This window comes from Anabaena sp. CA = ATCC 33047, from assembly GCF_963870205.1.
Classification (GTDB): Bacteria; Cyanobacteriota; Cyanobacteriia; order Cyanobacteriales; family Nostocaceae; genus Trichormus.
In genome coordinates, this window is sequence record NZ_CAWMSA010000071.1 from 22,641 (window position 1) to 40,733 (window position 18,093).

20 protein-coding genes and 3 tRNA genes are annotated in these 18,093 nt (G+C 42.2%); 12 read left to right on the plus strand and 11 right to left on the minus strand.

The genetic code is table 11. The features are described from left to right. Positions 1–317: 317 nt before the first annotated feature. From AACS98_RS21080 to AACS98_RS21110, 7 genes are all read right to left on the minus strand, one after another. Positions 318–569 carry a hypothetical protein gene (locus AACS98_RS21080; protein WP_066383666.1) on the minus strand — a complete coding sequence of 84 codons (252 nt, stop codon included), beginning with the start codon at positions 567–569 and terminating at the stop codon, positions 318–320. A 140-nt stretch (positions 570–709) separates the two neighbouring features. Next, positions 710–955, minus strand: coding sequence for a hypothetical protein (locus AACS98_RS21085; protein ID WP_066377310.1), 246 nt, complete (start codon positions 953–955; stop codon positions 710–712). Between the two features lie 143 nt (positions 956–1,098). Next, the gene (locus AACS98_RS21090; RefSeq protein WP_066383669.1) at positions 1,099–1,344 is read right to left on the minus strand and encodes a hypothetical protein; all 246 of its coding nucleotides are present in this window, start codon (positions 1,342–1,344) and stop codon (positions 1,099–1,101) included. Between the two features lie 140 nt (positions 1,345–1,484). Continuing rightward, positions 1,485–1,733 carry a hypothetical protein gene (locus tag AACS98_RS21095; RefSeq protein WP_066383671.1) on the minus strand — a complete coding sequence of 83 codons (249 nt, stop codon included), beginning with the start codon at positions 1,731–1,733 and terminating at the stop codon, positions 1,485–1,487. A 510-nt stretch (positions 1,734–2,243) separates the two neighbouring features. Beyond that, a complete protein-coding gene (locus tag AACS98_RS21100; RefSeq protein WP_066383673.1) occupies positions 2,244–2,501 on the minus strand; it encodes a hypothetical protein in 258 nt (85 codons plus the stop codon). A gap of 280 nt (positions 2,502–2,781) precedes the next feature. After that, entirely contained in the window at positions 2,782–4,266 is a 1,485-nt protein-coding gene (locus AACS98_RS21105) for a M16 family metallopeptidase (protein ID WP_198161174.1), read from the minus strand. Positions 4,267–4,368: 102 nt separating this feature from the next. Beyond that, complete coding sequence (locus tag AACS98_RS21110; RefSeq protein WP_084386949.1) at positions 4,369–6,051, minus strand: M16 family metallopeptidase; 1,683 nt, start codon at positions 6,049–6,051, stop codon at positions 4,369–4,371. Positions 6,052–6,202: 151 nt separating this feature from the next. Here AACS98_RS21110 and AACS98_RS21115 point away from each other — a divergent pair, with 151 nt between their 5' ends. After that, the gene (locus tag AACS98_RS21115) at positions 6,203–6,817 is read left to right on the plus strand and encodes a TetR/AcrR family transcriptional regulator (RefSeq protein ID WP_066383678.1); all 615 of its coding nucleotides are present in this window, start codon (positions 6,203–6,205) and stop codon (positions 6,815–6,817) included. A gap of 37 nt (positions 6,818–6,854) precedes the next feature. Here AACS98_RS21115 and AACS98_RS21120 read toward each other — a convergent pair whose 3' ends face one another. Both AACS98_RS21120 and AACS98_RS21125 read right to left on the minus strand, forming a co-directional pair. Continuing rightward, on the minus strand, positions 6,855–7,310 hold the full coding sequence (locus AACS98_RS21120; RefSeq protein ID WP_066383680.1) for a DUF4332 domain-containing protein: 456 nt from the start codon (positions 7,308–7,310) through the stop codon (positions 6,855–6,857). Between the two features lie 155 nt (positions 7,311–7,465). Continuing rightward, positions 7,466–8,269, minus strand: coding sequence for a PhzF family phenazine biosynthesis protein (locus AACS98_RS21125; protein WP_066383681.1), 804 nt, complete (start codon positions 8,267–8,269; stop codon positions 7,466–7,468). A gap of 176 nt (positions 8,270–8,445) precedes the next feature. Here AACS98_RS21125 and AACS98_RS21130 point away from each other — a divergent pair, with 176 nt between their 5' ends. The 11 genes from AACS98_RS21130 to AACS98_RS21180 all read left to right on the plus strand — a co-directional run bounded on the left by AACS98_RS21130 (position 8,446) and on the right by AACS98_RS21180 (position 17,665). Then, on the plus strand, positions 8,446–9,828 hold the full coding sequence (locus AACS98_RS21130) for an aminopeptidase P family protein (RefSeq protein WP_066383683.1): 1,383 nt from the start codon (positions 8,446–8,448) through the stop codon (positions 9,826–9,828). Positions 9,829–9,958: 130 nt separating this feature from the next. Further along, a complete protein-coding gene (ffh, locus tag AACS98_RS21135; protein WP_066383684.1) occupies positions 9,959–11,422 on the plus strand; it encodes a signal recognition particle protein in 1,464 nt (487 codons plus the stop codon). 213 nt (positions 11,423–11,635) lie between these two features. Next, a complete protein-coding gene (gene rpsP / locus AACS98_RS21140) occupies positions 11,636–11,896 on the plus strand; it encodes a 30S ribosomal protein S16 (protein WP_066383686.1) in 261 nt (86 codons plus the stop codon). Continuing rightward, positions 11,859–12,284 carry a KH domain-containing protein gene (locus AACS98_RS21145; RefSeq protein WP_066383688.1) on the plus strand — a complete coding sequence of 142 codons (426 nt, stop codon included), beginning with the start codon at positions 11,859–11,861 and terminating at the stop codon, positions 12,282–12,284. Before rpsP ends, AACS98_RS21145 begins: the two co-directional genes overlap by 38 nt. Before the next feature lie 184 nt (positions 12,285–12,468). After that, the gene (gene rpsU, locus AACS98_RS21150) at positions 12,469–12,645 is read left to right on the plus strand and encodes a 30S ribosomal protein S21 (protein WP_015139836.1); all 177 of its coding nucleotides are present in this window, start codon (positions 12,469–12,471) and stop codon (positions 12,643–12,645) included. Positions 12,646–12,979: 334 nt separating this feature from the next. Then, positions 12,980–13,939, plus strand: coding sequence for a PhoH family protein (locus tag AACS98_RS21155; protein WP_066383691.1), 960 nt, complete (start codon positions 12,980–12,982; stop codon positions 13,937–13,939). 67 nt (positions 13,940–14,006) lie between these two features. Further along, positions 14,007–14,411, plus strand: coding sequence for a ChuX/HutX family heme-like substrate-binding protein (locus AACS98_RS21160; RefSeq protein WP_066383694.1), 405 nt, complete (start codon positions 14,007–14,009; stop codon positions 14,409–14,411). Between the two features lie 88 nt (positions 14,412–14,499). Next, positions 14,500–15,288, plus strand: coding sequence for a DUF6816 family protein (locus AACS98_RS21165; RefSeq protein WP_066383696.1), 789 nt, complete (start codon positions 14,500–14,502; stop codon positions 15,286–15,288). Between the two features lie 110 nt (positions 15,289–15,398). Continuing rightward, positions 15,399–17,219 (plus strand): ABC transporter ATP-binding protein, encoded by a 1,821-nt coding sequence (locus AACS98_RS21170; RefSeq protein ID WP_066383699.1) that lies wholly within the window; start codon positions 15,399–15,401, stop codon positions 17,217–17,219. A gap of 233 nt (positions 17,220–17,452) precedes the next feature. After that, positions 17,453–17,535 (plus strand) — tRNA-Tyr (locus tag AACS98_RS21175). A gap of 58 nt (positions 17,536–17,593) precedes the next feature. Further along, a tRNA-Thr gene (locus AACS98_RS21180) sits at positions 17,594–17,665 on the plus strand. A gap of 77 nt (positions 17,666–17,742) precedes the next feature. Here AACS98_RS21180 and AACS98_RS21185 read toward each other — a convergent pair. Together AACS98_RS21185 and AACS98_RS21190 are read right to left on the minus strand one after the other, a co-directional pair. Next, on the minus strand, positions 17,743–17,919 hold the full coding sequence (locus AACS98_RS21185; RefSeq protein WP_369816002.1) for a group I intron-associated PD-(D/E)XK endonuclease: 177 nt from the start codon (positions 17,917–17,919) through the stop codon (positions 17,743–17,745). A 39-nt stretch (positions 17,920–17,958) separates the two neighbouring features. Next, positions 17,959–18,032: transfer RNA gene (locus AACS98_RS21190), tRNA-Arg, on the minus strand. Positions 18,033–18,093 lie beyond the last annotated feature (61 nt).

Sequence of the window (18,093 nt, forward strand, 5' to 3'; positions counted from 1 at the left end):
AAACTCAAATCCCTTTTCAGCTAAGTCTAAAACGCCATTTGTAGCACCAGAATAGCCAGAACCACCACCATGAACAGAATCATCAAGATTGTTCAATTCGTTGAGGAAGCTTTCAGAATCTTGGAACAATTCTGAGCCAGTAGCACGTAATTCGTTAACAGCAATAAACGCCATGATAGACTCCTAAAACAATGTCTAAATTTAGTAGAAGCTGCTGGCGATTAAGTGGGATAATTTTATCTGACTTAATCGCTCATGCCAGCATTTCAACAGAGCTATTAGCTCATCAATTACTCATCAGTAATTGGAAATTATGACTACCAACCACCGGTAGAAGCGTCACTGAAGGACTTAGCCATGTGGCCAATCGCATCAATACCATAAGTGATGACACCGAACTCAAATCCCTTTTCAGCTAAGTCTAAAACGCCATTTGTAGCACCAGAATATCCATAACCACCACCATGAACAGAATCATCAAGATTGTTCAATTCGTTGAGGAAGCTTTCAGCATCTTGGAACAATTCTGAGCCAGTAGCACGTAATTCGTTAACAGCAATAAACGCCATGATAGACTCCTAAAACAATGTCTAAATTTAGTAGAAGCTGCTGGCGATTAAGTTGGATAATTTCATCTAACTTAATCGCTCATGCCAACATTTCAACAGAGCTATTAGCTCATCAATTACTCAGCAATAACCGGAAATGATTAGTACCAACCATTTCCAGCATCACTGAAGGACTTAGCTAAATGGCCAATCGCATCAATACCGAAGGTGATGACACCGAACTCAAATCCCTTTTCAGCTAAGTCTAAAACGCCATTTGTGGTTTTAGAATAGTTACCACCATGAACAGAATCATCAAGATTGTTCAATTCGTTGAGGAAGCTTTCAGCATCTTGGAACAATTCTGAGCCAGTAGCACGTAATTCGTTAACAGCAATAAACGCCATGATAGACTCCTAAAACAATGTCTAAATTTAGTAGAAGCTGCTGGCGATTAAGTTGGATAATTTCATCTAACTTAATCGCTCATGCCAACATTTCAACAGAGCTATTAGCTCATCAATTACTCAGCGATAACCGGAAAAGATTATTAATAATAACCATTTCCAGCGTCACTGAAGGACTTAGCTAAATGGCCAATAGCATCAATACCGAAGGTGATGACACCGAACTCAAATCCCTTTTCAGCTAAGTCTAAAACGCCATTTGTGGTTTTAGAATAGTTACCACCATGAACAGAATCATCAAGATTGTTCAATTCGTTGAGGAAGCTTTCAGCATCTTGGAACAATTCTGAGCCAGTAGCACGTAATTCGTTAACAGCAATAAACGCCATGATAGACTCCTAAAACAATGTCTAAATTTAGTAGAAGCTGCTGGCGATTAAGTTGGATAATTTCATCTAACTTAATCGCTCATGCCAACATTTCAACAGAGCTATTAGCTCATCAATTACTCAGCAATAACCGGAAATGATTAGTACCAACCATTTCCAGCATCACTGAAGGACTTAGCTAAATGGCCAATCGCATCAATACCGAAGGTGATGACACCGAACTCAAATCCCTTTTCAGCTAAGTCTAAAACGCCATTTGTGGTTTTAGAATAGTTGTAACCACCATGAACAGAATCATCAAGATTGTTCAATTCGTTGAGGAAGCTTTCAGAATCTTGGAACAATTCTGAACCAGTAGCACGTAATTCGTTAACAGCAATAAACGCCATGATAGACTCCTAAAACAATTCTTGTTTTGAGTATTTTCTTGCGGTAAGTTAAGCTGGCTTTGCTTAACTGATGATTCAATTTTTATTTACTTTTTTTGTGAAAATCAAGAGAAAAAACTTGATTCAAGAGACATAAATCAGTTATATATGTCTATTTTGAGATTGATATTGACTAGATTTAGTATTGATATATTTTTGAGAAACCTTGCATTAGTAATCACAGATTTAGGATAAGGTTATTGGTTTCTATAGCCACGACTTCCAGTCGTTCTGGCTTGCTGATTTTCAAACATCTTCTAAACGTAGAGAAGAAAGAATACAGAAAACAAGTAGGGTGAACAGTCAACGCCCACCCTACACCACATACCATTGAATTTTGCAATTATCATTGAGGATGCCTGTATAATCGCCTCAAAATACATAATGGTTTCCATTAAAAATCGTGTGTTTAACTTAATCTGCATTCAAACACACGATAATCATGAATATTAAGTTGTAATTGGTTAAAGACTATTGAGGTATACCAAGTTGTCCTCGCAAATCTTTAAGTTGTAAGTCTAGATTATCCATCCATTGACTAAGAATTGCATTTGTATCAGGCATTGAGGCTGGACTTGCTTCTTCTATAGGGGCAGGATTTGAATTTCTCCTTCTTCCGTATCTTCTTTCCAATCCAGCATATACATTCATCATTTCCCAAAGCGTCAGATCATGAATAAACTTTTGGTCATCGCTTGGAGAAAGATCAGAGATAATTATTTTTACCATTTGCTTGCCTCCGTCAATACGGTCATGCCAATTAACACGGTACAGAGATATAACTAATTTGCCAAATTAGGATTATCCCCTTATATTTTGATTTGCTATTGCAGAAAGTCAAGATTTTTTCTCGATATTTTCAGACAGAATACAAGGTATTTTGTCTATAAAAGCCTAGAATTTCTAATAGTAAAATTCATTTGTCTAGGGTTAAACAAAAACCCCGCTTTCTTCGAGAAGCGGGGTGATAATGCCCTAAATATAGGGAAATTGAAATACATCTCAGCTATTACTTTTTAGCCTGTGGTTGTGAATTAGGAATTGTCACATCTATTGGTGTCACCTGCGCTGCTAGCTGCGTCAATGGTGGTTGAATGGCGGTTTGATTACCAACGACTAAAGTTACTAAGTTATCTGGCTTGAGGTATTGCTTGGCTACCCGTTGCACATCTGCGCCTGTGGTTGCAGAGACGGCTTTTTGATAGCGGAACAGAAAATCAGCCGGATAGCCGTAATATTCGTAGCGCATCAACCGCGATAAGGTTTGAGCAGGGTCTTGAAAGTTGAACACAAAAGAATTGAGTGTAGACTCTTTAGCATAGGCTAATTCTTGTGCTGTGATTGGTTGGGTTTGGATGCGCTGAATTTCTGCCTGTAAAGCTTTGACAAACTGCACAGTGGCATCAGAACGAGTTTGTCCACCTGCAATGAAAATTCCAGGATAGTCAAAGCGGGGACTCCAGATACCATAGACAGAATAAGCTAAACCTTGACGCGATCGCACCTCATTGAATAACCTACCCCCAAACCCATTTAACACCCCATTCAATACATCCAAGGCTGCATAGTCAGGGTTATCAAACCTACCGCCCAGATGTCCCACTAAAATACTACTTTGCGTTAACTGGGGCTGATTCACCATAAATACCCCACCTGTATTAGCTGGTGATACTTCTGGTAAGGGAAGTTTAATCATTCTGGGATTACGTCGCCAATCACCGAGTTTAGCTTGGATGAGCGATCGCATTTTTTTAGCGTCAAAATCTCCCACAATTCCCAAAATCATCTGATTGGGGTGGAAAAAATCCTGATGGAAGTTAACCAAATCTTCGCGAGTAATCCTATCTACAGTCGCATATTCTGTAGTGCGAGCATAGGGGCTTTCCTTGCCATAAATTAACTTGCGAAACTCACGACTAGCAATATCATCTGGGTCATCGTTACGCCGAGCAATCGCACCCTTAACCTTAGTTTTCGCTAAATCTAGCTGTTCTTGAGCAAATACAGGCTCACGCAGCACCTCAGCAAACAACCCAAACACAGTTTCAACATCTTCACTAAGTGCATCAAAACTCGCACTAGCCGCAGCCTCACCAATGCTAGTTTCTACAGCTGCCGCCCGTTGTTCTAAAATTTCATTGAGTTGATCCGGTGAATGCTTTGTAGTTCCTCCAGTCCGCATCACCGTACCTGTAATACCAGCCAGTCCCACTTTATCACTACCTTCCCAACGGCTTCCAGCCCGTATCAACGCCGTACCACTCACCAAAGGTAGTTCGTGATCCTCCATTAAATAGACAACCAAACCGTTGCGTAATACATACCGTTCATACTGGGGTAACTTAATCTCAGGCAACGGCGCAAACTGCAACTCTGCATAATACTTGGCTGCTGCTGTCGCCACTGGAGAAAAGTTAAAAGTTACCAGTAAAAAGGCGCAAGCAACCATCAACACATAAATCAGCCTTTTTCCCGTAGTAACTTTCTTGAACATCTGCTGTTTAACCCTCTGCATAACTCGCCACATACAACATCATTATTTTTACTTGTCTGGTTTGTAGTAAGGACTTTAGTCCTTACTTTGAACTGGAATTGTTTAACCCTGTTTTGCTAACAACTTGCCAATTGTGCGATTTTCCGGCGTGAATGTGGCTTTTGCGACTCGCTGAATATCCGCAGGAGTCACCGCCGCAATATCATCTAATTGTTGAAACAAATTCCGCCAAGAGCCAGTTTTGACTTGATATTCTAAAAGTTGCTGTGCCATGCCCATGTTAGAGTCGAGGCTGCGTAATAAACCCGCCCTTGCTTGGGTTTTCACCCGTTCCAATTCCGAAGCGGTGACAGGTTCAGTTTTCAACTTCTCAATTTCTTGGCGTAAACCCGCCCCTACTTCGTCAACTGTGCGACCAGGAGCAGTGAGAGCATAGAATAACATCAGGTTTGGGTACTTATCTCCGGGGAAGCCGCTAAAACCTTGAGCATTTAAAGCCAAACGTTGCTGTTCTACTAAAGATTTATACAACCGTGATGTCCGCCCGTTGCTCAATAAACTGCCAATGATGTCATAAACTGCATTATCTGGGTGAGTGACAGCCGGACGGTGATAACCTTCTAAATACCAAGGTTGGGAAGGTAACTCTACCGTCACTTCTCGCGTTTGGGTTTGTTGCGGTTCGGTAGGAATTTTTGCTTGATATTTGGGTTTAGCCTGATAGCGTCCAAAATAAATCTGTGCTAATCTTTTCACCTCAGTTGGGTTAACATCTCCCACCACAGCAATAGTGATATTACTGGGTACATAGTGAGTTTCAAAAAATGTTTGCACATCTTTTGGTGTCAGGTTACGGATATCATTGTCGTAACCAATCACAGGCCGCCTATAGGGATGGACTTTGAAAGCTGTATCAATAAATTTCTCTACCATCAACCCGATAGGTGAATTGTCCACCCGCATCCGGCGTTCTTCTAAAATTACATCTCTTTCTTTATAAAATTCACGCCGAATTACTGGATCAAGAAATCGTTCTGATTCTAGTGACATCCACAGTTCCAACTTGTTGGCAGGAAAACTGTAAAAATAACGTGTTGCTTCTGCGGAAGTTGTGGCATTTAAACCTACCCCTCCGGCTTGCTGGACAATTTGCCCTAATTCGTTTTGCTTGACAAATGTAGCAGCTTGTGATTCTACCTGCTTGAAAGTGGTTTGCAACTTAGTAACTTCATCTTGTTTACCATTTGCTTTTGCTGCTTGAATTTGCTCATCCAACTGTTCCAAACGCTCAAGCAGGATTTTTTCAGCTTGGTAGTCTTTTGTACCAATGCGGGTAGTGCCTTTAAATGCCAAATGTTCTAGAAAGTGTGCTACACCTGTTTTACCGTCGGGTTCATCCACACCCCCCACATCAGCGTAGGTGAGAAAAGATACTACTGGTGCTTGGTGGCGTTCCAAGACAATGAACTTCATGCCGTTATTCAACCGAAACTCTGTGAGATTTTTAATTACCTGATCTAAATAGGGTTGAATTGAACTTTTAACACCAGGTGTGGAACTTTTGCCCCGTTGTAATGTGATTTCAGGAGTAGGTGCGGTTGTGGTTTGAGCTAAAGCGATGTCTGGTATTAGCCCTAACCAAACAAATGTAAGGAAAAGTAAAGTTATAACAAATCTCCGCGCTAAATTCGCCTGAGTTCTTAAAATGGGAGGAATATAAACCTGAGTCTTTGTTGAAGGCTGAAAATGGTTATCTGGTGTGTGTGAGCAAGGAAACTGATTCATAAGCAACAAGTAGAATAAATTTTCACTACCTAAGCAACAGGGAAATTAACAAGCAGAGCGTTAATCTTGTATTAAGCTTTCTATGGTTTTTGTACCTGAAGGTAGACAATAATGCTACAAACCATGTTCCGAAGATTTTACAATAACTATTATGCGAGTTTTTCATTCTTCCCCACCTTCAGAGGCACAAACACGTACCCGCATTTTAGAAGCAGCGTTAAAACTATTTGCTGCTCAAGGATTTGATGGTACTACCACCCGCGACTTAGCCCAAGCGGCTGGAGTCGCTGAGGGGACTTTATTTCGCCATTTTCCCAATAAAAAGGCCATTTTAGTAGAGGTGGCGACTGGTGGCTGGGTGGAGATTCTCACGGATTTGCTCACAGAATTGAGTGAAATGGGCAGCTATAAGGCTGTGGCTCAAGTAATGCGCCGTCGGATGTGGAATTTGCAAAAGAATGCGGACTTGATGCGCGTTTGCTTTATGGAGGTGCAATTTCATCCAGATTTGCGCGATCGCATTCAAACAGAAGTCATTACTAAAATGACAGATGTGGCTCAAGCTTTCTTCCAAACCGCAATGGATAAAGGCATTTATCGCCAAATGGATGCGAATCTGGTAGCGAAAGTATTTTTAGGAATGTTTGCGATCGCAGGTTTTTCTAACAACACCGTCATGGAACCCGACGCTTCCCCCCAACAAATGCAAGAAATGGCAGAAGGTTTAGCTGATATCTTTCTCAATGGCGTACTAGCTAAGGATTAATTTGAGAAGCTAGAGCTTAGTATTACTCATTTCCTGCTCACCATTCCCTAACCCCTAATATCTTCGCTTGTTGACTCCACTGTTGAACCAGTTCAATGGCTGGACACAAATCTCTGCGCTGCATGGTTGCAACCTGCAAGCGCATAATTTGTTGATGTAATCTGTGAGTAGGAGTCTGCGCTAACTGTGCTACTGAACCTACCCCAGTGTGTAGCAACAAACCACAATATTGAATTCCCACACTAGGAACACGCGCCAAATCAGCCAAGGCTATCCACTTATTAACATACTGAAGGTGAACCTGTAATTTATTAGCCAAGACTAGCCTATCTTGGGGGGTTTTACCTTGTTTGACTAACCCGCCTGTGGTTGTAATTCCGCAATTTTGCAATTGAGATTGTTCTTGTGAACTTAATCCCGGTAATTGTTCAATCGGCCAGTCACAAGATTGCATCTGGCTGCGCTGGGGAATACCCGTTTTTTTAGCACACATCTTTAATAAATAATCATAAGTTGTCTTTAATATTGTGGCTTTTTCTTCAGGGAATTGGGGACTCTTGACTGGGGAGATGAGGGGTATGAGGAAGCAGGAGAAGCAGAGTCAAAGAATTTTTACCCAGTCAACCGTCAACCCTCAACAGTCAACCGTCAACAATGACTAATCAACTCTCCCCTTAAAACTGTAACAGCTTGACCTGCTAAAAACACGCGATCGCCTCCTGGATAATTCACTTTAACTACACCGCCACGGCTCGATGCTTGATATGCTAAGAATTGATTTTTATTTAGGCGATCGCGCCAATATGAAGCCAAGCAACAATGAGCCGCACCCGTCACCGGATCTTCATTAATCCCCAAACCCGGCGCAAAGAAACGCGACACAAAATCGTATTCTGAATCAGGGTGCGTAATGCTAGTAACAATCACATCCGCCATAGGCAGAGTTTTCAATCGTGGAAAATTCGGCTGCATTTGCCGGACTAAATCTTCAGATTCGACTTCTACCAAATAACCTAAATAATTCTCTACCACTGATTTTAAAGGTACTCCTAAAGCCTCACTCAGTCCTGACGGTGGCATAATTGCTTGTGAGTGAGTCACCGGAAAATCTAACTCAATCCAATCACCTTGTCGTTGAGCAATCAATAACCCGCTTTTAGTATGAAAACGTGCAGCTTCATCCGTTGATAAATGTCCCTCAGACCATAATACATGGGCGGTTGCTAAGGTAGCATGACCACAAAGCGGTACCTCTGTCGTTGGTGTAAACCAGCGTAGATAAAAACCATCATCCTGTTTCACAACAAAAGCCGTTTCTGATAAATTCATCTCTTGCGCTATATTCTGCATCCACTCATCCGCCTGGGGAGTCTCTAAAACACAAACTGCCGCAGGATTTCCCGCAAAAGGTTTGTCAGTAAACGCATCAACCTGAGTAATTATCTGTCCCATAAAGTCACCCTGATAATCAGGGAACACCAAAAAATCAATTAATAAGACTTACGCAAAAATATAACGTTTTCTAGCCCAATCAAGTAAAAATTTATCTGCGTTTATCTGCGTCCATCTGCGTTTGTATTGATTCCGGTAAATTAAAAGAAAACTAGAGGTTCTTGGAGTTTTGATTTATGCTGATTCAAAACAGTGATAGTTCCCTGGCTGAAACCCTACGGCAACGGCGACAACGACTAGCCGAATTGATTGATTTTCCGGTGATTCTCTGGTCATGTCAGAGTAAACCGCGCAATTTTCCCGCCAATCTTTACCCCTTTCGTGCTAGCAGTCATTTCCTGTATTTTGCTGGCTTGCCTTTACCTAACGCCGCCATTCGCCTAGAAGCCGGGAAACTAGAATTGTTTATGGATAACCCCGAACCTAGTAGCGCACTTTGGCATGGAGAAATGCCTAAACGTGACGAAATAGCCAAAAAAATCGGTGCTGATGCTGCTAGAACCATGTCAGAGTTGAAGCATCGGGGCAGGGATGCAGCATCAATTCCCGTGCAGAATTATCGGACGACGCTTGTACAGTCACAAATTTTACAAAGAGAAATTTCTTCACCCTATGATTTAGAAGGAATAGACCGAGAATTAGCACAGGCGATCGCTACTTTACGTCTGACCCATGATACAGGCGCGTTAGTGGAATTGCGGAAAGCGGCGGCTGTGAGCATAGAAGCACACAAAGCCGGAATGACTGCCACACCCAAAGCTAAACTAGAAGCAGAAGTCCGCGCCGCAATGGAAGGGGTAATCATCGCCCAAAATATGACTACCTCCTACAACAGCATTGTCACAGTTCACGGCGAAGTTTTACACAACGAAGCATATCACCATGCTTTGCAACCAGGAGATTTACTACTAGCTGATGTCGGTGCAGAAACCCCGATGGGTTGGGCTGCTGACATAACCCGGACTTGGCCTGTTTCTGGCAAGTTTTCCCCGACGCAACGGGATATTTATGATATTGTGCTAGCGGCTCATGATGCTTGTATCGCCAAAATTGCCCCCGGTGTAGAATATCGGGATATTCATCTGTTAGCAGCGCAAGTTATAGCTGAAGGTTTAGTAAATTTAGGGATTTTGCAAGGTAATCCAGAGGATTTAGTAGAAATGGATGCCCATGCCCTGTTTTTCCCCCACGGTATCGGACATTTACTCGGTTTAGATGTGCATGATATGGAAGATTTGGGGGATTTAGCAGGGTATGAAGCAGGGAGAAAAAGAAGCGATCGCTTTGGTTTAGGCTACCTGCGTTTAAATCGTCCCTTAAAATCAGGAATGTTAGTCACAATTGAACCAGGATTCTATCAAGTTCCCGCGATTTTAAACGATGCCAACAACCGCGCTAAATACCATAATATAGTCAATTGGGAACGTTTAGCACAATTTAACGATGTGCGTGGAATCCGCATTGAAGATGATGTGTTAGTTACCGACACAGGCAGCGAAGTATTAACAGCCGAGTTACCAAACAAAGCTGAGGCTGTAGAAGAATTGGTACGTTGTTAAAATACCACCCTGCTCAACTCGCGGGAAAAACGACTAAGCTGGTAAATAGCACATTAAAATTTGCAAACTTCTGAATCGCAATTAACGCTGGTTCTGACATCCCGATTGGCTCAATAAGTGTAATTAAGATATGTTTGACGCATTAGCAGACCGTTTAGAATCCGCCTGGAAGAAACTGCGCGGGCAAGATAAAATTACTGACTCTAATATTCAAGATGCTTTGCGGGAAGTGCGCCGCGCCTTGTTGGAAGCAGATGTTAACCTCCAGGTCGTCAAAGCATTTATTAGCGAAGTTGAAGCCAAGGCGCAGGGAGCCGAAGTTATTAAAGGTGTGCGACCTGACCAACAGTTTATCAAGATTGTTTATGATGAGCTAGTCAAGGTGATGGGGGAAGAAAATGTTCCCCTAGCCGAAGCCCAAACAAATCCCACTATTGTCTTGATGGCTGGTTTACAAGGTACTGGTAAAACTACAGCTACCGCCAAGTTAGCCTTACACCTCCGCAAATTAGACCGCAGTTGTTTGTTGGTAGCAACTGACGTATACCGCCCAGCCGCTATTGACCAGTTACTCACCCTTGGTAAACAAATTGACGTACCAGTTTTTGAACTAGGAAGCGACGCAGACCCGGTAGAAATCGCCCGTCAAGGTGTGGAACGTGCCAAGGCTGAAGGCGTAAACACAGTTATTATTGATACAGCAGGTCGTCTGCAAATAGACGCAGACATGATGGCGGAATTAGCCCGCATTAAGCAGACAGTCCAACCCCATGAAACTCTGTTAGTCGTGGATGCGATGACGGGTCAAGAAGCAGCAAATTTGACTCGTACTTTCCATGAAGAAATCGGTATTACCGGGGCAATTCTCACAAAGTTGGATGGTGACAGCCGTGGTGGTGCAGCTTTGTCAGTCCGCACAATTTCCGGCGCGCCGATTAAGTTTGTGGGTGTGGGTGAAAAAGTCGAAGCCCTACAACCGTTTTTCCCAGACCGGATGGCTTCGCGGATTTTGGGTATGGGTGACGTTCTCACCTTGGTAGAAAAAGCCCAAGAAGAAATCGATATTGCTGACGCTGAGAAAATGCAGGAGAAAATCCTGTCAGCAAAATTTGACTTTACCGACTTTCTCAAGCAACTGCGCTTGTTAAAGAATATGGGTTCGTTGGGCGGTATCCTCAAGTTAATTCCGGGGATGGGTAAACTCTCAGAGGATCAACTTAAGCAAGGCGAAACTCAGCTAAAACGCTGTGAAGCCATGATTAATTCCATGACTGCCCAAGAACGTCGTGACCCAGATTTACTGGCGAGTTCTCCCAGTCGTCGGCGCAGAATTGCCTCTGGTTCTGGCTATAAAGAAGCAGATGTGAGTAAACTGGTGGCTGACTTCCAAAAAATGCGATCGCTCATGCAACAAATGGGACAAGGTGGCTTACCAGGAATGCCAGGAATGTTTGGCGGTGGCGGTATGGGTAACGCCTACGCCGGCATGGGCAACCGTCCCGCACCTCCCGGCTGGCGTGGTTATAACGCTGGCGCAGCTACGAAGAAGAAAAAACCCAAAGATAAGAAGAAAAAAGGGTTTGGCAATCTTTAGTTATTAGTCATTAGTTATTAGTCATTAGTCATTAGCTTGGTTGGTTTTCCCAGGAAATATCAACTCTGGGCTAGGGACTTTTGACTTTTGACCATTGACTCATAGCCGTAAACCCTGAGCAAGTGCTAAAATTAGCATTTCAGTACAGGAAGTTCTGAACTCAGACAGCTGCTTCCTAAAAATATCAACAAACAGGAGAATGTTTCTTCAATCATGATCAAATTGCGCTTGAAGCGATACGGTAAAAAGCGGGAAGCGAGCTACCGCATTGTCGCTATGAACGGCCTTTCTCGCCGTGATGGTCGTCCCCTAGAAGAACTGGGATTTTACAACCCCAGAACCGATGAAGTCAGATTGGATGTTCCCGGCATCGTCAAGCGACTACAGCAAGGCGCACAACCTACTGATACAGTACGTCGCATCCTACAAAAAGCCAATGTCTTTGAACAGGTCAGTGCCAATACCGCATCTTAGTACAAATTTACCAAATGCTAGTCCCAATTATGTGGGGCTAGTTAAGTTTTTGATGCAGCCGTTTTTAGAATTTCCACAGTCTTTGAGCGTCGATTGTGAAATTTCTCAAACCCTTAACCGGGTTTGGGTTCGCATCGCCTTTGACAACACAGATAAAGGGAAAGTCTTTGGCCGAGGAGGACGTAATATCCAAGCGATTCGGACGGTAATGACTGCTGCGGCAGAATTAGCCGGACAATCAGTTTACTTGGATATCTACGGTAGCACCAGCACAGGCCGGGATGGTATGTCTTTTGATGAAGAGCAACAAGAGCGATCGCCTATCCCCAAAACGCGAGAACGGCGCACAAATTCCTCTAGACCTGTTGTTAAACCCCGCTCCCGCTAGGATAAAAATAGAATCAGAAGCCTGAGCGGTAATCACCTCCGCTCAGAACCTTCAGATAATTGCGGGAAGCAATAGAAAGATTGTGCAATCTTTTGAGAGCTACCTACAAAATTTACCCACTAGATACAGTTAGTAATGCTTGTACATAACTCTGATAATCTCTGTCAGGAGGTGAACACAGGGAGTGGCTGAAGTCCGTTTGGGTGAAAATGAGTCTATTGACTCGGCACTAAGACGTTTTAAAAAGAAAATTCAAAAAGCCGGCATTTTGTCGGAAGTCAAACGTCGGGAAAGATACGAAAAACCCAGTTTGCGCCGGAAACGCAAGGCAGAATCAGCAAGGAAAGTTGGTCGCTACTAAATCAAAATCATGGTTTTGATGAAGTCAGTTAACCTACTAAATTCGTCAATTTAGGTTGGGCAGTATTTTTAGCTCAAACCTGAAAAAGTAGAGATGCCAGCGCGTCTCTACTTGTTACATATAAAACTAAATATTTCCAGATGATTGTAAATTATATCATTAAAAAAAATTAATATTTTTCTCTGATAAAAACCGATAAAAGCTTTGTAGAGCTTGGTATTAACAAGATTTTTTATTATAAAATAGTATAAAAATAAACTTGAGCAAAATGAGTTAGGACAACTCAAATACTTAACTTTCGTAACAATTGCTGCTAACCAATTAAAAAATACTTATGGCAGATGCCTTAATAATTCAGCTGCCTAACATTCCAAGTACAATGGCTTTAGCGGGCGATAGAGAAGAAAATCTCAAAATTCTATCGCGGCAAACAGGCGCGAACTTGGTAATGCGTGGGCAAGAACTACATATTTCCGGCACAGAAAGTCAAAGAGACTTAGCTGCAAAATTAGTGCGATCGCTCGAAAATATCTGGATTCAGGGCAATAATATTTCTAGTGCCGACATATTAACAGCCCGCCAAGCCTTAGATACTCACCGGGAAGACGAACTACGAGAATTACAGCGCGATGTCTTAGCCAGAACTCGTAGAGGTGAAGAAATCCGCGCCAAAACCTTTAGACAACGCCAGTACATCGAAGCTATCCGTAAACATGATCTTACCTTTTGCATCGGCCCGGCGGGAACTGGTAAGACATACCTCGCCGTAGTTGTCGCTGTGCAAGCACTCCTCGCCAACCAAGTAGAAAAACTCATTTTAACCCGTCCGGCAGTAGAAGCAGGGGAAAAATTAGGATTTTTACCTGGAGATTTGCAGCAAAAAATTAATCCCTATCTCCGCCCACTTTACGATGCAATTTATGAATTCATCGATCAAGAAAAAGTCCCTAATTTAATAGAAAGAGGCATCATTGAAGTGGCACCCCTAGCGTATATGCGAGGACGGACTTTAAACCATGCTTTTGTGATTGTTGATGAAGCCCAAAACACCACACCAGCCCAAATGAAAATGGTGTTAACTCGTTTAGGTTTTCGTTCTCGCATGGTAATTACAGGCGACACCACACAAACAGATTTACCCTTAAATCAAGCATCCGGTTTAACAGTTGCTTTGCAAATATTAAAGCACGTTGAAGGCATAGCTTTTTGCGAATTTACGCAAAAAGATGTTGTCCGACATCCCCTAGTGCAGCGTATTGTCAGTGCCTACGAAAAGCATGAAATTAGTCATTAGACATTAGGCATTAGTCATTGGTCATTAGTCATTAGTTATTAGTAAAAACTGAGAGTAGGATACAGAAATGAGTGTTAGTTTAAAAGACTTTTTAGAAGCTTGTGAAAAATTGGGAACTGTGCGGTTAATAGTTACTAGCAGTGCTGCTGTGTTAGAAGCACGGGGTAGAATTGAAAAGCTATTTTATGCCGTATTGCCTAAAGGTAGATATGCCAATATGCACACCGAAGGTTTTGAATTTCACTTGAACATGGACAAAATTACTCAAGTGAAATTTGAAACAGGTGAAGCGAAAAGAGGTAATTTTCCAACTTATGCCATCCGGTTTTTAGATGAGAATCAAGAACCTGCTTTGAGTGTATTTTTACAGTGGGGTAAACCCGGAGAATATGAACCGGGGCAGGTGGAAGCGTGGCAAGCTTTAAAAGAAAAATATGGCGAAGTTTGGCAACCTTTAGCAGTAGAAATTTAATGATGTTCGTAGTGGGTGGCTCTAGCCCTCATTAAAATTTAATAGGAGGACTAAAGTCCTCACTACAAACCAATAAAAATCAATATTAATGCTTACTATCAGGGTAATTTTTAGTATTTTCCTCGCTATTTTCCTCCTCTTGGGGTGGAATGAACCAGCAACCGCCGGTGAGTTATCTCAACGTTTAGCTAACTTTACCCAATGGGAAAAATTAAAGACTGTGCAACCAGCTAAAGGCGATTTAGTTTATCCTGAATGGATGGCAGGAACTTGGCAAGTTAAAAGCACTTTGGTAGACTTAGCAGCACCTCTAGCACCGGATATTGTTACACCTGGATTTGCAGGGAATCGTCAACAACTTAATCAACCCATGAGTTTTTTAGTCCGGTTTGTTAAACAGCAACTAGCTGAGTCTATTGCTAGTGTAAAATTCCTACCTCAGATAGATAATAAATCCCAAATTTTAGTAGCAGATAGAGAATTTAATAGCTTGAATTTGGCTAGGGCTTATTTAGGGGATGAAGCTGTGTTATCAGTGAAAGTAGATCCAGATTCGCCTAATCGTCAGATTACCTTTTTACGTGGCGATCGCCAATTAGTTTCTCTTGTCACTGCACGCGCTACAGAAACAACGCCAGATGGTGAATTCATCGCCGCAGAAGTATTCCAACAATTATTTAAAGGTGGTTCTCGACCTTATTTAAACTCAGTTGAATCTACCACAGCATATCATAAACTGCCTGCATCTACTCCAGCCATAGAAGCAGACCAAGTTACTGCTGTTTACCTTTCACCCCAAGATCCAGATTACTTTACCGCAGGTTCTCGACCAGTAGCCCTTTATCGCTATCGCCTGGAATTTTCCAGAGCAGACTAATCAATTCACTCGTAGGGATGATTTAACCATTGAACTCTTGACGACAATTGTATTATATATGTAGTATGTTTACTCCCAGCTAACACTCGCGCTCCTGGGCAGTGTGCATCATGGCTAAATTTCAAGACTTGATTAATTACTTTCGTTCCGACTGGAAGCTGAGTATTTTCAGCATTACAGCCTCTAGTATTTACGAAATTATCGATTTGGTAGTTCCTTACGGGATTGGGCAGATTTTGAACGTGTTGTCTGATCAACCTTTGGATCAACCATTGACACAGGCGATCGCCATTATTTCCAACTTTACCAATTATCCAGCAAATAAAACACTAAGTTTAGGTGTATTGCTGGGTTTAATTTTCCTGGTGACGGTAGTCAAAGCACCGACACAGCCTTGGTTAACCGCCTGGTTTCACTGGGATATAGCTTTAAGAGTGCGTCGAGATAAAACCCAGACAGCGATCGCAAAAATTCTGACTCTACCCCTGGAATTTTATGATGTCAATAACCCTGGACGCATCGCCGGCAGAGTAGCCAGAGGAATTTCTAACCACACATGGACATATCCGGAAATCGCCGGACAGTTAATCCCAAAATTGTTGCGGGTGCTGGGAATATTTGCATTTATCTTGTTCATTGAATGGCGAATTGCGCTGTTATATTTAATTTCCTTTGTAGTTATCCTCGGCTTGAGCTTGAAGAAATTACAGCGTCTAATTTGGCATGAAAGTCTTCTAGATAAATACATGGAAGACACCGAAAGCCGGACTTCAGAACTAATTACCAACATCAAAACAGTCAAAGCTTTCGCTACAGAAGCTCAAGAATTAAAAAGGCAAACACAACGTTTGGATAGGGAGTTAAAATTAGTCGATTATCGCATTCATAAAGGATATGTGAATCTGATAACTTGGCAAAAAACTGTCATCCAATTTTGTGTGTTTGCTATCTTGGGTTTAACTTTAGCAGCAACAGTCAACGGTCAAATTTCTCTCGGTCATTTTGTCATGACTTTAACGCTTTCTAGTATGGCTTATGCTGAACTAGAACCAATTAGCACACTAGCAGAAGTTTTTTCTCGTCGCTATGTTTCCATGTTGCGGTTTCATGAATTTCTGCAAGAACCAACTGGTAATGAATCAGTGGGGATTTTAACACCGGAAGATGAGACAACATCACCTTACAAATTTACTGGCAAAGTGGAATTTTCTCATGTCAGTTTTGGTTATGATGATAGCCGTCAAGTCTTGCAAGATATCAACTTATTGATTGAGCCATACCAAACAGTCGCCTTAGTCGGACGTTCTGGTTCTGGTAAATCTACACTGGTGAAATTGCTATTGCGGTATTTTGAACCTCAAAGCGGACAGATATTGATGGATGGTGAAGATATTCGCACCTTGAATGTAGGTAAGTATAGACGCAGACTAGCGATCGTTCACCAAGAAGTAGACATTTTTAACGGTACTGTTTTAGATAACCTCACCTACGGTAGACCTAACGCTACATTTGAGGAAGTTGAACAAGCCTGTAAAATTGCCAGAGTTGACGAAGTAGTAAAGCAGCTACCCCAAGGTTATTACACCGTCGTGGGAGAACGTGGAGTCAGGCTATCTGGTGGACAAAGACAGCGTTTAGGTATTGCTAGAGCCTTGCTAGTGCAACCCGATGTCCTGATTTTTGACGAAGCCACCTCTAGTTTAGATTACGAGTCTGAGCGTTCCATACAATTAGCCATGCGATCAATTCAAGGTACTTGTACCACAATCGTCATTGCTCACCGCCTGAGTACAGTACGGGAAGCAGACAAGATAGTAGTTCTAGACAAAGGCAAGATTGTAGAAGTCGGTAGCCATGAGGAACTCTTGCGTCATCAAGGTATTTACCGCCGCTTGCATTCCCTGCAAGAAACCGGAGAACTTCTAGAGTAGATTACAATTTTTGTAGGGTGGGCATTGCTTGCAGATTGCTAAGACCTTTAGTTTTACATTGTTGGCAATGGCCACCTGACGCTGATAGGACTGCTGAAGTGGGTTAAAGTAGTTAATTTGTAGGTAAACAGAATTATTGATCAACCCGCCCCTACTACGAACAGAAAAAATTTTTTCTCCACCCCTTGTCATTTCTAAAATCTGCTGCTAATATTAGAAATCGTGGGAGATACGGGTCGGTGTCCGAGTGGTTAATGGAGACGGACTGTAAATCCGTTGGTTTACGCCTACGCTGGTTCAAATCCAGCCCGGCCCACCTTCAATTCTAGATTTTGGATTTACGCAAATTCAAAATTTAGAATTATCCAAATTTTGCCCGTGTGGCTCAGTGGTAGAGCACACCCTTGGTAAGGGTGAGGTCACGAGTTCAATCCTCGTCACGGGCTTTTTATAAAACATCGAAAACTCAATCTTTTCAGCAATTTGCATATTTGTTGTCTCCAGCATATTTAGCTGGAATTTTTTATAATTTATTGTATTTATATGCAACAAAATCAAAAGGTGAATGTTCACACACACCAGGTGCAAGAATCAAGTAACCTTTAAGGGTAAGTTCAGCGATCGCTTTCGTAACTGCAATATCGCCTTTATGCTTAGTATGGTGTAACACCAAAAAACCCTTTTTATCAAAGATGATCACTCTAATTTACAGTTTTTAGAAGTGTGTATTAAGTTAAAACGAGCGCGGCAGGACTCGAACCTGCGACAGACTGCTTAGAAGGCAGTTACTCTATCCACCTGAGTTACGCGCCCAAGTCAAGTTTTTGGCTCAAAAATAAGTTACCTACAACATTATATCTTGTTAACTCATAAT

Bases quoted from the DNA above. Each gene is read 5' to 3' on its own strand.
- rpsP (WP_066383686.1), top strand. From the start codon at position 11,636: ATGATCAAATTGCGCTTGAAGCGATACGGTAAAAAGCGGGAAGCGAGC.
- AACS98_RS21105 (WP_198161174.1), bottom strand. From the start codon at position 4,266: ATGTTCAAGAAAGTTACTACGGGAAAAAGGCTGATTTATGTGTTGATG.
- AACS98_RS21095 (WP_066383671.1), bottom strand. From the start codon at position 1,733: ATGGCGTTTATTGCTGTTAACGAATTACGTGCTACTGGTTCAGAATTG.
- AACS98_RS21155 (WP_066383691.1), top strand. From the start codon at position 12,980: ATGGCAGATGCCTTAATAATTCAGCTGCCTAACATTCCAAGTACAATG.
- AACS98_RS21130 (WP_066383683.1), top strand. From the start codon at position 8,446: ATGCTGATTCAAAACAGTGATAGTTCCCTGGCTGAAACCCTACGGCAA.
- AACS98_RS21160 (WP_066383694.1), top strand. From the start codon at position 14,007: ATGAGTGTTAGTTTAAAAGACTTTTTAGAAGCTTGTGAAAAATTGGGA.
- AACS98_RS21120 (WP_066383680.1), bottom strand. From the start codon at position 7,310: ATGTGTGCTAAAAAAACGGGTATTCCCCAGCGCAGCCAGATGCAATCT.
- AACS98_RS21090 (WP_066383669.1), bottom strand. From the start codon at position 1,344: ATGGCGTTTATTGCTGTTAACGAATTACGTGCTACTGGCTCAGAATTG.
- AACS98_RS21080 (WP_066383666.1), bottom strand. From the start codon at position 569: ATGGCGTTTATTGCTGTTAACGAATTACGTGCTACTGGCTCAGAATTG.
- AACS98_RS21110 (WP_084386949.1), bottom strand. From the start codon at position 6,051: ATGAATCAGTTTCCTTGCTCACACACACCAGATAACCATTTTCAGCCT.
- AACS98_RS21145 (WP_066383688.1), top strand. From the start codon at position 11,859: ATGTCTTTGAACAGGTCAGTGCCAATACCGCATCTTAGTACAAATTTA.
- AACS98_RS21165 (WP_066383696.1), top strand. From the start codon at position 14,500: ATGCTTACTATCAGGGTAATTTTTAGTATTTTCCTCGCTATTTTCCTC.
- AACS98_RS21170 (WP_066383699.1), top strand. From the start codon at position 15,399: ATGGCTAAATTTCAAGACTTGATTAATTACTTTCGTTCCGACTGGAAG.
- AACS98_RS21085 (WP_066377310.1), bottom strand. From the start codon at position 955: ATGGCGTTTATTGCTGTTAACGAATTACGTGCTACTGGCTCAGAATTG.
- ffh (WP_066383684.1), top strand. From the start codon at position 9,959: ATGTTTGACGCATTAGCAGACCGTTTAGAATCCGCCTGGAAGAAACTG.
- AACS98_RS21125 (WP_066383681.1), bottom strand. From the start codon at position 8,269: ATGGGACAGATAATTACTCAGGTTGATGCGTTTACTGACAAACCTTTT.
- AACS98_RS21100 (WP_066383673.1), bottom strand. From the start codon at position 2,501: ATGGTAAAAATAATTATCTCTGATCTTTCTCCAAGCGATGACCAAAAG.
- AACS98_RS21115 (WP_066383678.1), top strand. From the start codon at position 6,203: ATGCGAGTTTTTCATTCTTCCCCACCTTCAGAGGCACAAACACGTACC.